This window comes from candidate division WOR-3 bacterium (assembly GCA_039804025.1).
Classification (GTDB): Bacteria; Hydrothermota; Hydrothermia; order Hydrothermales; family JAJRUZ01; genus JBCNVI01.
The window spans coordinates 1-14,360 of sequence record JBDRZP010000005.1; the positions used below are offsets into that span (position 1 = coordinate 1).

The 14,360-nt window shown below is 29.2% G+C and carries 14 protein-coding genes; all 14 read right to left on the minus strand.

The genetic code is table 11. The annotated features are described in order from the left end of the window. Positions 1-730: 730 nt before the first annotated feature. The 14 genes from nuoF to ABIN73_02780 are packed head-to-tail and all read right to left on the minus strand — an operon-like array spanning position 731 to position 14,327. The gene (gene nuoF, locus ABIN73_02715; GenBank protein MEO0268633.1) at positions 731-1,984 is read right to left on the minus strand and encodes an NADH-quinone oxidoreductase subunit NuoF; all 1,254 of its coding nucleotides are present in this window, start codon (positions 1,982-1,984) and stop codon (positions 731-733) included. Continuing rightward, positions 1,971-2,408 (minus strand): NAD(P)H-dependent oxidoreductase subunit E, encoded by a 438-nt coding sequence (locus tag ABIN73_02720; protein ID MEO0268634.1) that lies wholly within the window; start codon positions 2,406-2,408, stop codon positions 1,971-1,973. Before ABIN73_02720 ends, nuoF begins: the two co-directional genes overlap by 14 nt. Beyond that, a complete protein-coding gene (locus ABIN73_02725; GenBank protein ID MEO0268635.1) occupies positions 2,401-3,516 on the minus strand; it encodes a PilT/PilU family type 4a pilus ATPase in 1,116 nt (371 codons plus the stop codon). Before ABIN73_02725 ends, ABIN73_02720 begins: the two co-directional genes overlap by 8 nt. Position 3,517: 1 nt before the next feature. After that, positions 3,518-3,988, minus strand: a complete 471-nt coding sequence (accB, locus tag ABIN73_02730; GenBank protein MEO0268636.1) for an acetyl-CoA carboxylase biotin carboxyl carrier protein — start codon at positions 3,986-3,988, stop codon at positions 3,518-3,520. Continuing rightward, complete coding sequence (gene efp / locus ABIN73_02735) at positions 3,985-4,533, minus strand: elongation factor P (protein MEO0268637.1); 549 nt, start codon at positions 4,531-4,533, stop codon at positions 3,985-3,987. Before efp ends, accB begins: the two co-directional genes overlap by 4 nt. Positions 4,534-4,580: 47 nt before the next feature. Then, positions 4,581-5,696: an aminopeptidase P family protein gene (locus ABIN73_02740; protein MEO0268638.1), complete on the minus strand. Its 1,116-nt coding sequence runs from the start codon at positions 5,694-5,696 to the stop codon at positions 4,581-4,583. Next, entirely contained in the window at positions 5,623-7,212 is a 1,590-nt protein-coding gene (locus ABIN73_02745) for a tetratricopeptide repeat protein (protein MEO0268639.1), read from the minus strand. Before ABIN73_02745 ends, ABIN73_02740 begins: the two co-directional genes overlap by 74 nt. A 36-nt stretch (positions 7,213-7,248) precedes the next feature. After that, on the minus strand, positions 7,249-9,018 hold the full coding sequence (locus tag ABIN73_02750) for an NADH-quinone oxidoreductase subunit L (GenBank protein MEO0268640.1): 1,770 nt from the start codon (positions 9,016-9,018) through the stop codon (positions 7,249-7,251). After that, positions 9,008-9,280 carry an NADH-quinone oxidoreductase subunit K gene (locus tag ABIN73_02755; protein ID MEO0268641.1) on the minus strand — a complete coding sequence of 91 codons (273 nt, stop codon included), beginning with the start codon at positions 9,278-9,280 and terminating at the stop codon, positions 9,008-9,010. The genes ABIN73_02750 and ABIN73_02755 overlap by 11 nt, the downstream gene beginning before the upstream one ends. Beyond that, positions 9,270-9,719 carry an NADH-quinone oxidoreductase subunit J gene (locus ABIN73_02760; protein ID MEO0268642.1) on the minus strand — a complete coding sequence of 150 codons (450 nt, stop codon included), beginning with the start codon at positions 9,717-9,719 and terminating at the stop codon, positions 9,270-9,272. The genes ABIN73_02755 and ABIN73_02760 overlap by 11 nt, the downstream gene beginning before the upstream one ends. Next, positions 9,716-10,219: an NADH-quinone oxidoreductase subunit NuoI gene (nuoI, locus tag ABIN73_02765; protein MEO0268643.1), complete on the minus strand. Its 504-nt coding sequence runs from the start codon at positions 10,217-10,219 to the stop codon at positions 9,716-9,718. Before nuoI ends, ABIN73_02760 begins: the two co-directional genes overlap by 4 nt. A gap of 1 nt (position 10,220) precedes the next feature. Further along, on the minus strand, positions 10,221-10,415 hold the full coding sequence (locus tag ABIN73_02770) for a hypothetical protein (protein ID MEO0268644.1): 195 nt from the start codon (positions 10,413-10,415) through the stop codon (positions 10,221-10,223). Between the two features lie 19 nt (positions 10,416-10,434). After that, on the minus strand, positions 10,435-14,157 hold the full coding sequence (locus ABIN73_02775) for a C25 family cysteine peptidase (GenBank protein ID MEO0268645.1): 3,723 nt from the start codon (positions 14,155-14,157) through the stop codon (positions 10,435-10,437). Further along, on the minus strand, positions 14,154-14,327 hold the full coding sequence (locus ABIN73_02780; GenBank protein MEO0268646.1) for a Trm112 family protein: 174 nt from the start codon (positions 14,325-14,327) through the stop codon (positions 14,154-14,156). Before ABIN73_02780 ends, ABIN73_02775 begins: the two co-directional genes overlap by 4 nt. Between the last annotated feature and the right edge of the window lie 33 nt (positions 14,328-14,360).

A 14,360-nucleotide genomic window follows, 5' to 3' on the forward strand; every position in this document is an offset into this window, starting at 1 on the left:
TGGTAATAAATGTTAAAAAATTTAAAAAAAATGGTAGGAATACAACCAGAGAATTAATTTAACGCACCCTAAAGGGTGCGGCCTACCATAAAATTATAGAATTTTTGCTGAAGGGCGGTTACCATAAGATTATAGAATATGGTAATAAATGTTAAAAAATTTAAAAAAAATGGTAGGAATACAACCAGAGAATTAATTTAACGCACCCTAAAGGGTGCGGCCTACCATAAAATTATAGAATTTTTGCTGAAGGGCGGTTACCATAAAATTATAGAATATGGTAATAAATGTTAAAAAATTTTCAAAAAATGGTAGAATTTTTATCTTTTCCCATTATCTAATATTTTATTTTAAATTTAAAACATCAGAATATTTTTTTTAAAAAGGATTCAATTATAATTGCGCAGGATTCACCTAAAGGGCAGGCAAATAGCCCCTTAGTTCTTTTATGAAGCAAAATATTTCGCACCCTAAAGGGTGCGGCTACCATAAAATTATAGAATTTTTACTAAAGGGCGGTTACCATAAAATTATAGAATATGGGAATAAATGTTAAAAAATTAAAAAAATGGTAGGCGCAGGCTTTAGTAAATTGGTAACAATTTTTTTACGCAACCTAAAGGTTGCGGCTACAATAAAATTATGGTAATAAATGTTAAAAAATTTAAAAAAAAATGGTAGGCGCAGGCTTTAGCCTGCGAATTTTTACCTTTTCCCATTATCTAATATTTTATTTTAAATTTAAAACATCAGAATATTTTTTTAAAAAGGATTCAGTTATAATTGCACAGGATTCACCTAAGGGACAAGCACATAAACCCTTCATTTTCTTATAAAGACCATCTATTATTTCAACCCCCTCTTCAATCTGAGTTTCTCTTTTTTCAATTTTTTCTAAAATATCATTTATTGCCCATGTTCCCTCACGACAGGGGGTGCATTTTCCACAAGATTCCTCCTTAAAAAAATTAACTGCACTTTTTAAAAATTTTAAAAGTTCATTTTTTTTATCTTCCTTAAATCCAAAAACAATTATTGCACCTGAACCTGACATAGAACCTTTTTCTATAATTGATTCAAAATCGTAGGTAATATCAATCTCATCAGGTAAAAGAGGAGGTGCAGATATTCCACCTGGTATAACCCCAAGAAGATGATAATTTTCTTTTACACCTTCACCTAAATCTTCAATTATTTCCCTTATTGTTATCTTGCCTTGCTCAATTTCAAAAACTCCTTTTTTTCTCACAATACCGCTGAGAGAAATAAGTCTTGTTCCAGTGCTTTTAGGAACTCCTATTTTTGCATAATTTTCTCCTCCCATCTCCATTATTATTGGAATATTAGCAAGAGTTTCAACATTGTTGATTACGGTTGGGTTACCAAAAAGACCCTTATCTGCTGGATAAGGAGGTTTTAACCTTGGAAAGCCCTTTTTACCTTCCATTGACTCAAGAAGTGCTGTTTCCTCACCACATATATAAGCACCTGCTCCAAGAAAAATTTTTATTCTATGATTGAAGGAACTTCCTAAAATATTTTTTCCAAGAAATCCTATTTCTTCTGTTTCTCTTATTGCCTTATAAATTCTATCATAAATCCACTTATATTCTTTTCTTAAATATATATATGAGACTTCAGCCTGAATTGCATAGGAGGAAATTATTATTCCCTCAATTAAAAGATAAGGTGCATAGAGTAAAATTTCTCTGTCCTTAAAAGTTCCTGGTTCTCCCTCATCAGCATTGCATATTAAAAATTTTTTTTCAGCATCCCTTGGAATAAAAGACCATTTTAAACCTGTAGGAAAACCAGCTCCACCCCTTCCCCTTAATCCACTTTTTTTAACTTCCTCAATAACTTTTTCAGGTGGAATTCCATCACCTAAAACTTTTTTAAGAGATAAAAATCCACCTTTTTGTATGTATTCATCAATATTTTCTGCATATTTTTTCTTTATCAAAAGAGTTTCAGATTTTTTCATTTAATTCCTTTATTTTTTCAATACTCAGATTTTTTAAGGGTTTAAAATCTAAAAGACCTGCGGGTGCAAAATCACATAAACCTATACATTCACATTCCTTGAAATCAAAGTTTAACTTATCCTTATTTTCCTTTAGATATTCAAGAATTTCTTCTGCACCTTCAAGTAAACAGGAAATATTTTTACAAATATAAAGAGTTTTTTTGTCCTTTTTTTCTAAACTTAAAAAATGATAGAAAGTTAATGTTTCATAAATTAAATTTTCTTTAATTCCAAGAAATTCTGATATTTCTTTTATTCTCTCCTCTGATATAAAGCCTTCTTCATCTTGAATAAAGTTTAAAATTGGAATTAAAGATAAAAAGGGATTATTATCGTAATATTCCAGAATTTCTTTAAACTTTTCCTTAATTTTTTCACTCAATTTTAAGCTCAGGTTCGTCCCAGGTTTCTGCAGCTGTTTTTATACCTTTAAGCTTGAGTTTGAATTCATCAGGGTTTGTTACATTTTCAAGAGCATCTTCAAGGGTTATAAGACCTTCTTTATATAACTTCATAATTGACTGGTCAAAAGTCTGCATTTTATATTCATAATGCCCTTCTTCAATTGCCTGGGGTATTTCCACTTGCCTTGTTTCATCCATTATGAGTTCTTTAATCCTCGGTGTGTTAATAAGAATTTCAACTGCAGGAACTCTACCTTTTCCATCTGCTCTTGGTATCAATCTCTGGGAAATTACAGCAACCAAGGTTGAGGCAAGCATAATTCTTATATGCTGATGCTGATGAGGAGGATAAAAGGAAATAATTCTGTTAATTGTTTCTGTTGCATTTAAAGTATGAAGGGTAGACATAACAAGGTGTCCTGTATCAGCTGCCTTTATAGCAGTATCCATTGTTGCCTTATCACGAATCTCCCCAATCAGTATAACATCAGGGTCCTGTCTTAATACATACTTTAAAGCAGACGCAAAAGAAGAAGTATCACTCCCTATTTCTCTCTGGGATATTACTGATTTTTCATCCTTGAATAAAAATTCAATTGGATCCTCAATTGTGATTATGTGTTTTGCTCTGTTCATATTTATGTAGTTAATCATTGCTGCAAGAGTTGTGGATTTTCCGCTTCCTGTTGTTCCTGTAACAAGAATGAGTCCCCTTGGATTTAAACAAATATCTTTTATAACTGGGGGTAAATTAAGTTCTTCAAAGGTTTTTATGTTTGTAGGAATAGCTCTCATTGCAATTGCTATACTTCCCCTCTGTATGAAACAATTAACTCTGAATCTTCCAAGTCCTGGAACACCTATTGCAAAATCAAGTTCCTTCCTTGATATGAACCTTTTCTGCTGTTCTTCTGTCATTATAACCTTCACTATTTCAGTTAAATCCTTGGGTGTTAGTGGTTCCATTTTTGTTCTTATAAGTCTTCCATGAATTCTATAAATAGGAGGAAGTCCTGCTTTTAAATGAAGATCTGAAGCTTCTTCTTCTATCATTTTTTTAAGTAAAAACTTTAAATCAACAGCCATTTTAAGTTAGTTCAATTTTAAATAATTTTTGCCCGTATTCCACGGGCTCACCGTTTTTAACCAAAATTTCTCTAACAATACCATCAACTTCTGATTCTATTTCATTCATAATTTTCATAGCTTCAATTATACAAACAACCTGTCCAGGTTTTATATGACTTCCAACTTCAACATAGGGCTCTGCATCAGGTGCAGGGGCTCTATAAAAAGTCCCCACTAAGGGTGCAGTTATATAATAAAATTTATCTTCCCTTTCTTTTATTTCTTCTTTTTCTTTTACTTCAACTTTCTCTTTTCTCAATTCAGTTGTTTCAGTTTCCTGAGATTTTAATTTTGGTTTTTCGTATTTAACTTTTTCTCCTCTTTTTAAATGGATTTTTAAAAAAGGTTTCTTTATTTCAATCTCAGTAAGACCCTTTTTGTCCATTAATTCTATTAATTTTTCTATCTTCTCTAAATCTTTATCCTTCATGCTCTTTCTATATATTCCCCGGTTCTTGTATCAACTTTTATTTTTTCACCAACCTTTATATAAAGGGGAACTTTTACAACAAGACCTGTTTCAAGCTTTGCAGGTTTTGAACCACCTGAAGCAGTATCTCCTCTCACACCAGGATCCGTTTCAACAACCTCAAGAACTACTGCACTCGGAAGAACTATTCCAACTGGTTTTTCATTAATATAATGAACCCTTACTTCCTGACCTTCTTTAAGATATAAAAGATAATTTTTTATCTGCTCCTTATTTAAAACAATTTCCTCATAGGTTTCAGAATCATAGAAAATGAAATTATCCCCCTCTGCATAAGAAAAAGTTGCTTCTCTTTCTCTCAATTCCACTTCTTCAAAATAATCTGCTTCTCTCAATGTTTTCTCAAGAACTTGCCCTGTTTCTATATTTTTTAATTTTGTCCTTATATGGGCATGACCTCTTCCCATCATTATATGTTGAAAATCTATTACCTCGTAAAATTTTCCTTCTAACTTTATAACCATTCCACGTCTGAATTCAGGCATTTTTTATTTTACTTTTTTTAAGGACTTGAACCCTTAAGGTTATTATTTTAAATTTTTTTAAGTCTTTTTTCAAAACCTGTTAGAATTTCAAGTTCTCCCTTTTTATTTATACAGGCTAAATCCTCAATCCTAACTCCACCTTTATTTTCAAGATATATTCCAGGCTCTATTGTGAAAACCATACCTTTATCAATTATTTCTTTTCCTCTTGGAGAAAGTGAAGGTTTTTCATGAATTTCAATTCCTACACCATGCCCTAAACCATGACCAAATTTTTCTCCATAACCTCTTTCGGTTATATAACTTCTTGCTATATTATCCACATCTCTGACGTGCATTCCTATTTTAATTTTTTCCTCAACCATAGAAAGGGCATTTAATGTAATTTCATAAATCTCCTTAAACCAGTCAGGAGGATTATTACCAACCCAGAAAGTTCTTGTCATATCCGAGTGATATCCCTTGTAAACACTTCCCATATCAATCAGGAGTATAGAATTGTTCTTAATTGTGACATTTCTTGGCTTTGCATGTGGCAAGGCTGAATGTTTACCTGAAGCAACTATTGTGGGAAAAGCAACTTGAAATCCATTTCTTTTCATCTCATATTCAATTTCCAAGGCAAGTTCAATTTCCTTTGTTTTATCTGGTTTTAAAATAGATAGTGCTTTTTTCAATACTTTCTCTGAAAATTTCTGTGCTTTTCTTATTTTTTCAATTTCTTCCTCATTTTTATAAACTCTCAAATCCAGAACAGGTGAACTTATGGGTTTTATTTTTAATTTTTTCTTTTTTAATTCTTCATATAAATCAAGGGTTAAACTTTCCTTTTCACAGAGCAGAGTTTTTCCCTCTTTTAAAAGGTCAAAAATTTCATCAAATTTCTTTATTATTACAATTTTAAAAAGATTTGAGACTTCTTTTTTTGACTGTAACATATACCTGAAATCAGTTAAAAAATAATTTTTATTCCTTGTTATAAGAACATATCCTGAAGAACCTGTAAAACCTGTGAGATAAAACACATTTTGCAAATTGTTAATAAAAAAACCGTCAGCTTCATTAACTTCTAATAAATTTTTTAAAAATTCAACTCGTTTTTTTAAGGAGGTTAATCCACTCAATGAAACTTCTGAAATTTTTTTCAGTGATTTCCTTTTCATCAGTTTTCTCCTTTATAGTTTTTTCCTCATATTTTTCTGGTTCAATTTCCTTTTTTTCTTCTTCAAATTCCTCAAAGAGTTCTGAAACTTCCTCTGGTAATTCTGCTTCTTCAATTTTTTCTTCTTTTATTTCAAGCTTTTGCTCTTTTTCTTCAATTTCTTTCTTTTCTTCAATAAATTTTACCTCTTCCTTTTTCTCTTCAATTAACTCTATAAGTCCCTTTTCTTCTGATTTTTCTATAATAATTTCCTCTATACTCTCAGAAGGTCTTTCAGGTTCTTTAAAAATTTCACTTAAGGGAACCTCTTCTTCAGTTCCAATTATTAATTCTTCTTTTTTTTCTATTTTTTCTTCCTTTTCAATTTCTTCTAAAAATTGAGAAGGATGTCCACTCAATTTTTCTTCTTTTTCTTCAAATATCTCCTTTATTTCAATAGTTTCAGCTTCTTTTATTATTTCTTCTACATCAGTAGTTTCAAACTCTGATTCTTCACTGCTTTTTTCTTCTTTCTTTATATCTTCTATACTAATAAACTTCTCTTCCTTCTTTTCAAGAATATCCTCGACAAACTTAAAATCTTTTAATTTTTCTTCTTCAATAGCTTCTGTTTCTTTTTCAATTTCTTTCAAAATTTCTTTCGCTTCTTCTGGAATTTCAGGTAATTCTAACTCTGTACCTAATACTTCTTTTTCTTCAAGAATATCAAGAAGTGGTTCATCAGGAGGAGTTAAAAGTTCTTCATTAGCTATAGTTTTTTCTTCAATCACAGGTATTTCTTCTTTTAATATTTCTTCACTTTCTAAAATTTTTTCCTCACTTAAAAGTACTTCTTCTTTCAAAATTTCTTCTTTCTCTTCGATGAGTTTTTCTTCTCCTAAAAGGGTTTCTTCCTTTAAAAATTCTTCCTCTATTAATAATTTTTCTTCACCTAAAATAGGTTCTTCTTCTAAGAATTTCTCAGTTAATTTTTCCTCGGTTATAGGGATTTCCTCCTTTAAAAGATCTTCTTCGTCAATTTTTTCTTTACTTAAAATAGGTTCTTCTTTTAAAAATTCCTCGGTTATTTCTACCTTTTCTTCAGAAAATTGAGCACTCTGAACTTTTAATTTCTCTTCAAGAGTCTTTATTTTATCTTCAACCTCTGAAGTTAAAGGGTCAAGGTCATAAAGTTTTTTATAATAATCTAAAGCCTCTTCTTCTCTTCCTAATTTTTCACAGGTTTCTGCTAAAAGTCTTAAAGCCACAAGATGATTCTCATCTATTTCTAAAACTCTTTTTAAACTTTCCCTTGCAAGTTCAAGCTCGTTTCTTTCAAGGTGAACCTTTGCTTTTATAAAATGTGCTACCTGATAATCAGGATGTATTTTTAATCCCTCCTCAAGAACAGCAAGCGCCTCATCATACATTTTTCTTTTTCTATAAGCATCAGCAAGTGCTGCAAAAGTCCTTGACTTTCTTCCTTCCTTTTCCCATTTACTAAATAGCTCTTCAATTTCTTTAAATTCACCGTTCATAATTTAATTTTAAATATAAAATATAAAAATTTCAAATCAAAGTGAAAAAATTATAATAAGGAAAAATACAAGAATTAAAAGGGTAATATAAAAGGAAGGTTTTCTTATGAAAAGATTAAATATAAGCTTTCCTGATAAAATAGTGAATCTGCCGCTTCCTTCTACAATCAAAAAGTCTATAATCCCCCTATCAAATATTTTTGAAATAAATTTTGAAAAGAAAATTATTATCCCATAAATAATTTTAGAAACAAGGAAATCATAAAAATTTAAAATTCTATAAATTCTTTCCTTAAATTGGATAGGCTTTTTCAAATAAACTTTAAGAGCAAGATAAATCCCTGTTATTGATAAAAACAAGGGAAAAAATTGATATAAAAGAGGATTATAAAAAGTAATTTCTTCTCCAAAATTTTTAAAATAAAATTCCTCAAAAATATTAAGACCTGTTAGAATAACAAAAATTGATAAAATTAAAAGAGATATATTCATTGTACCTTCAATTTTTTCGTGAAGTTTTTTTGAGGGTTCACCTTCAAAACATAAGGTATACCCCCTTATTATATAAAAGGATGTTAAAAAAGCACCTATTGAAGCAAGATAAAATAAAAATAAATTTTTAAAAGAAGCATTTATTATAAGTTCTTTACTTATAAATCCACCTGTTAAAGGAAAACCTGAAAGTGCAAGGGAACCTAAAAGAAAGGTATAGGAAGTAAAAGGATGAATTTTTCTAATTCCTCTTGTTTCAAATATATCTATTTTCTTATGAATAATATGCATAACATTTCCAGAGGATAAAAATAAAAGAGCTTTAAAAAAAGCATGGGTTAAAAGGTGAAGAAAGGCAAGAAGGGGATAGGATATACCTATTGCAAAAAACATATAACCAATCTGAGATATTGTAGAATAGGCTAAAATTCTTTTTAAATCCCTTTCAAAAATTGCTATAACTCCTGATAATAAAAAGGTTAAAGTAGATAAAAAAATTATTATATTTAAAATTTGTGGATACAAACTTAACAGTGGGAAAATTTTTATAAGAAGAAAAACTCCTGCTGTTACCATTGTAGCTGCATGAATAAGTGCAGAAACAGGAGTTGGACCTTCCATAGCATCAGGTAACCATACATAAAAGGGAAACTGAGCTGACTTTCCACAGGCTGCCAAAATTCCTGATATTAAAAGAAGGGGTATTAAAGGGTTAGAAGGTTTTTCTAAAAGTACACTTATCTCAAAGGTATTGAATATTTTGAAATAAATTAAAAGGAATAAAATGAAACCAAAATCCGCAAATCTTGTTATAAGAAAAGCCTTTGTTCCAGCATCCCTTGCCTCATTTCTCCAAGATTCATAGGAAATTAGTAAATAAGAGCAAAGTCCAACTCCTTCCCATCCTACAAACATTAGAAGAAAATTTCCTGAATAAACTATAAGGAGCATGAAAAAAACAAATAAATTTAAAAAGGCAAAATATCTGTAAGGGGAATCATCCTTTTTCATATAACCTGTTGAATAAAGGTGAATTAAACCTGAAACAAGTGTTACCATTAAACCCATTAAAAAATTTAGTCTATCAATTAAAAAAGAAAAATTAACCTCTATATCAGAAAAGGTGATAAAGGGAATGTAAAAGTATTCTCCTTCAACACCTCTGAATTTAAAATGAAAAAGGAGAGAAAGGAAAACAAAAAAGGTTGCTAAAAAACCACTTTTTTTAACGTCTTTAAACCCGAAGATACCCTGTAATACAGAACCAATAAGTGGAGAAATAATAAGGAAAAGGAAAATTATTTTATATGTCATAATTATCTTCTCCCCTTTCCTTTGTTAAATTAAGTAAAATAGAAAGTCCTATTGCTGTTTCACCTGCAATTATGGCAAGTATATAAAGGAAAAAGATAGCATTTTCAAAACCCTTTTTTGTTATATTCATAACAAAAAGAAGAAGAAGGGAGTTAAAAGCTATTTCAACTCCAATTAAAAAATAAACAAAACTTCTTTTGAATAGAATTATTAAAAGAGAAAGGAAAAAAGAAAAGATTACTGCAAAACTTTCAAGATTCATCCCTAATAAGCAAAAATGAACCTACAATAGTAACTAAAAGTAAAACTGAAACAAGCTCAAACCCTATGTAATCCTTTATAAGAAAATTGCTCAGTTTTTTGATGTTAAAATAAATTGTTTTTTTATCAAAATAATTTGAAATATTAAAGGAAATAAAAATAAGAATATAGGATAACATAAGATAAATAAAAAGATTAAATTTTTTTTCTTTTAAAGTTTTTTCAATTTTTATTAAGGGTAAAATAAAAACAAAAATTACAAGAATTGTCCCTATATAGAGAAAAATTATCAAAAGTCCAAATAGAGGATTATTCAAGTAAAAATATAGAATTCCTGTTATTAACGAATTTAGGAAAAAATAAAAAAGAAGACGGGATAATTTTTTAGAAATTAAAATTAAAAAGGTGGTAAGTGGTAAAAGTAAAAATAAAATTTTCATTTTTGTGGAGTTTCCTCTTTTGGAATAATAATAGCTCCACCCTTTGGATCACCCCTCCTTTCAAAAGATAGCCATGCTCTCTTTGCAGGAGTTTGGGGTGGATCCAAAAGTTCATCCTTTGTAAGGACCATCCCCCTTCTTGAAGTTCCAGCAAGTTCAAAAAATTTATCCATAACAAGAGCTTCTGTGGGACATGCTTCTACACAAAATCCACATAAAATACACCTTCCATAATCTATTTCGTAAACCTTTGCATATCTTTCAGCATGAGATATAGGATTTTCAGGATCATTTTCTTCAGCTTCAATATAAATGGCATCAGTAGGGCAAGCTCCTGCACATAACATACATCCTATGCATCTTTCAAGTCCATTTTCCCATCTCTGCAATCTGTGTTTCCATCTTGTTCTAAAATACATTTCCTTTTTCTTTTCGGGATACTCAACTGTTTTTTTCTTTTTAAATAAATGCTTAAAAACAAGGATTAAAGGTTTTAACATTTCAGTTTAATTTTATTCCCCTTAATAGATTATTTTCAAAAAGTGTATTTTCTCTTATTAAAAAAGTTTCCCTTTCTGTAAGAAGAATTGTCCCCTTTTTTTTCAATTTTCTATTTTTAATTCTCTTTAAAACTTTGGGTCTTTCAAATAAATTTTTTTCAGGAAATTTTACTGGTATTGATATGAAAAAAACCAAAAAAATAAATTTTAAAAATTTACCTAAAAACAATTATTTTCCCCCTCTTTCTTATTTTTTTAGCACCTTCAAGCTCCCTTGCTTCAAGAACAAAGAAATAAAGTCCATTTGTAAGTTTTTCATCTATTTTCCATTTTATTGAATTGAAACCCTCTGAAAAAAATAATTCTGAAGTTTCAAAAATTTTTACTCCTCTCATAGTATATATTTTTAATTTAAAAAGTCCCCTTTTATTGTTTTTAAATCCTATAAATACAAAATCTGAAGCAGGATTTGGATATGGAATAATATCACTAATTTTTAGCTCTGAAGTGCTTTCTGTTTCTATAAATATATTTCTTGATAAACTTTTCCTGTTATGAAAAAGGTCATAGGCTGAAAGAGTTAAAATTGTTTTACCACCTGGTAGGTTTTTAACTTGATAGTTTATAAAGCCTTCATTAAAGCTATTGGGTTTGTAATAAAAAAAGTCATTCAGTGCTTCCTTAAAGGAACCAATTCTTAAAGTTATTGTATCCACTGCTAAATTTATACCACTTTCATCCTTTATTTCTATAAATAGGCTAAAGTTTGGTGGAAGTGTATCCCCATCTTTAAGTTCCCTTCCATCAATAGAGATTTTAATTTCAGGTGGATTTAAATCAACTTTCTCTTTTTTAGAAATTTTTGCAGGTATTGAATCTCTGTAAGAAATTTCTCCCTGAGGAGAGGTATTTAAAACTGTAACTTTTAATAGATTAGAATTAACATAGGGAATTGCAAAATAAAATTTACTTTCAAGATTTTTGTTTCTTGATATTCCCTGGAAAAGAAGTTTTCCTTTTCTATAAAGAGGATATAAAATATTGTTATGAACATATAAACTTTCAATTTTTGCTGTCCCTTCTATTTTCATAATACTTATTTCAGAATTTTCTGTAAATCTAACTTTAAGAGAATCAGATTCCCCATAGAATTTAAATAGAGTATCAGAAAAATAGGAAAAGTGTATCGTATCAGGAATATAGAGGAAAGTTCCACTTTTTGGAGGTAAAGAATAAAAGGTAGAAGGGTCTCCAAGAAATACATAATCTTTATTTCCCATTGATACAAGGTATGAAATAAAACCAAAGGTATGTTTTTTATAATCAGATAATTTATTAAAAAAGTTGTCAATCACATACTCATTTTCACTGGGGAAAGTTAGATAGGTTGAACCAAGGGCACCTATTCCATTTTTCATGAGCCATTTTTCTCCAATTGCACCACTTGGTCTATCAAAATTCATTGTTTTACAGGAACCAAGAAGAATAAAAGAGGGCTTTTTGTTATAACTTATAAAATCAATATCATCAAGCTTTAATAATTCTTCATGAGCAAGCTGATTTGGGTTCCCATGTATAAAGAAAAAGAAAAATCCGGCTCCCTTTTCAATGTATTTAAGCAAGTCCTTTGTTGCAGATGGCTTTCTTCCCTGAACAAAGGGATAATCAATCATATAAAAGGCGATTTTATCAATAGAATTATTGAGTTTATTAAGAACTCTTGTCACCTGTCTTGTATGATTTATTGGATCAAAATTTCCACCTGCACCCGTTGTATCATCTGCAACACCAATTACAGTGTTTTTAAACATACTTTCAAAATTTCCGGTTTCATAGAAGATGATCCTTTCAAGAAATTCATAGATTTCAGAAGAGCTTTTTGCAGGTATTCTTCCAATAACCATATCAGGATCAAAGGCACCTCCATCAAATTCTACAAAAAAGTTATCATAGGTATAGGGTGGGTTATTTATATCAACTCCGTAACCCCATTCGTAAGGAGGAACTAAATTAAGGGAAGCTGAACCTTCATAGTTTTTATAATCGTATGTTCCCTTACCTGCTAAAAGGACATAAAAAGGACGTGGATTGTAATTTATATATGTATATTTCAGATAGTTTCTTATCGCTACAGGGTCTTTTATTCCAAATCCGAATTCTTCAAAAATATCATTTATGTTTACAAATTCAATTACTGGATTAAAAATTTTCAATGTATCAATGTAAAAGTTTTCTTTTCTGTGAAGGATAAATTTAGAAAAAATATTTTTAAATTCCTTAGGAGCTATAATAAGCATATCAGCACCTGAAATTTTTCTTAATTCTGTTCCTTCAAATTTTTTAATTAATGGATGAAAAGGAGTTTCAGAATACATAATCATAAAAGTATCATTTTCAATCCCTGGATTAAAAATTATTGAATTATTAGTAAAAGAAAAATTAGTAATATTATACCCATTAAAAGGATTTAAAATTTTAAATAATTTCCCTTTCTTTCTGAATGTTCCATTAAAGGAAATATCTTTTCCATTTGTGGGAGGAAAATAGAATTCAAAATAATCCTTTAAATTTTTAAGTTCTGAATTGTATTTAATTTCAAGATAATCAACATTTATTGTTCCCTGAATTTTAACTTTAAAGAGGGGATTTAGATTCAGAAGGGTTTTTATTTTTATCTCCTCTCCATAGGGTGCTGAGGGTGGATAATAATTTTTCTGGAATATTACATTATTATTCATAAAAAGTTTTAAAAGGTAAGGTGGCTGATTTATTTTTTCCCTTTCCCTTATCACAAGACTGAATTTTAAATTTGCAGTTTCAGGTAAGGGATTTTTAAATTTTAAAAGATTGAAAATTAAAGAATCATTTTTTAAAGTTTCCCCAACCCATCTTAAACCTGCCTTTGCAAGGTTTATAAAGTTATTTTCATGTCTTGTAACTTTAATTCCTTTTTCAATTTTTAAGTTATATAAGGGTGAACCATCAATTGATTCCATAAATTTTCCTGAATCACCTTCAAAGGAAATAAAATATATAGAGGCATCTTGATATGGATGAAAATAGTATTCAATTTTTCCATTATTTACTCTATAACCTGTTCCAGTAAAGGCAAAGAAAAATAGCGTGTCCTTTTCATCAAAAATATTTTCTTCAGCTCTATCTATAAATAAAATAGGAACTTTTTGGGGAGTTATTTCAGCTGAATCAGGTGAATCACTTAATGCTTTTAATCTTGTAAAGATTGCTATTTTTTTAATATCAAGATTTTCCGGAGAAATATTTAGATTATTTTTTATATCTTCGTAAGTTAGATAGTATATTCCATTTTGGTTTATAATAATTTTTAACCATAAGTTTGTTTTTTCAAAAAAATTGTTTATTTTACTTTGCAAGGGTAAAAATTCTTTTTCTGTTGTCTTAAAAAGAACTTTTTTATAAAAATCTTTTAATTTTTTATCTTCAGGAATTTCCCTTGTTTTTAATTTACTTTTATTCTTTTCTTTTAAAATAATCTCAATTTCCTTTATTATTTCTATACCTTCTTCTTTTATTCTTACAGGAAATAGTATAATTGAAAGGATAGGTTTATACCTTATAAAGGATAAACCCTTATTTAAAATTATGTTATCTGGGAAGGGAATTTTATAATCCTTTTTTACTTTTCTCAATGAAAGTCCATCATCCTCTATTTCTTTTACCCTCTCAATTTCGTAATTACCTTTTATTATTTCCTTACTTATTATTCTGTAATCCACTTCATATTCAAATTCGGGATTTACTTCAATAGGTATTAAGTAAGAGGGTAAATCAGGTAAGCCAGGTTCAAATTTTTCTACCCTTTTTCCACTAAATCTTATAATATTTTCTAATGTTTCAGCTTTAACTAAAGGATTAAAAGTTATCTTTATCTCTAAATTGAGTAAGAGAATAAAAATCATTCTTCAAGGGGAATAGCTTCTTCTATTAAAAGAATTGGAATATCATCTTCTATTTTGTATTTTAGTTTACAATTTTTGCATATTAAAACATTTTCCTCTTCTTTATAAATTAAATCACCTTTGCATTTTGGACAAGCAATTATATCAAGAAGTTCCTTATCCAGTGCCATATTTTTCCTCCTTTTACCTTTCTATTGTAAAGT

Excerpts from the sequence above, each read along its gene's own strand:
- efp (MEO0268637.1), bottom strand. The coding sequence starts at position 4,533 with ATGCCTGAATTCAGACGTGGAATGGTTATAAAGTTAGAAGGAAAATTT.
- ABIN73_02725 (MEO0268635.1), bottom strand. The coding sequence starts at position 3,516 with ATGGCTGTTGATTTAAAGTTTTTACTTAAAAAAATGATAGAAGAAGAA.
- ABIN73_02755 (MEO0268641.1), bottom strand. The coding sequence starts at position 9,280 with ATGAATCTTGAAAGTTTTGCAGTAATCTTTTCTTTTTTCCTTTCTCTT.
- ABIN73_02780 (MEO0268646.1), bottom strand. The coding sequence starts at position 14,327 with ATGGCACTGGATAAGGAACTTCTTGATATAATTGCTTGTCCAAAATGC.
- ABIN73_02745 (MEO0268639.1), bottom strand. The coding sequence starts at position 7,212 with ATGAACGGTGAATTTAAAGAAATTGAAGAGCTATTTAGTAAATGGGAA.
- ABIN73_02760 (MEO0268642.1), bottom strand. The coding sequence starts at position 9,719 with ATGAAAATTTTATTTTTACTTTTACCACTTACCACCTTTTTAATTTTA.
- ABIN73_02740 (MEO0268638.1), bottom strand. The coding sequence starts at position 5,696 with ATGAAAAGGAAATCACTGAAAAAAATTTCAGAAGTTTCATTGAGTGGA.
- accB (MEO0268636.1), bottom strand. The coding sequence starts at position 3,988 with ATGAAGGATAAAGATTTAGAGAAGATAGAAAAATTAATAGAATTAATG.
- ABIN73_02775 (MEO0268645.1), bottom strand. The coding sequence starts at position 14,157 with ATGATTTTTATTCTCTTACTCAATTTAGAGATAAAGATAACTTTTAAT.
- nuoI (MEO0268643.1), bottom strand. The coding sequence starts at position 10,219 with ATGTTAAAACCTTTAATCCTTGTTTTTAAGCATTTATTTAAAAAGAAA.
- ABIN73_02750 (MEO0268640.1), bottom strand. The coding sequence starts at position 9,018 with ATGACATATAAAATAATTTTCCTTTTCCTTATTATTTCTCCACTTATT.
- nuoF (MEO0268633.1), bottom strand. The coding sequence starts at position 1,984 with ATGAAAAAATCTGAAACTCTTTTGATAAAGAAAAAATATGCAGAAAAT.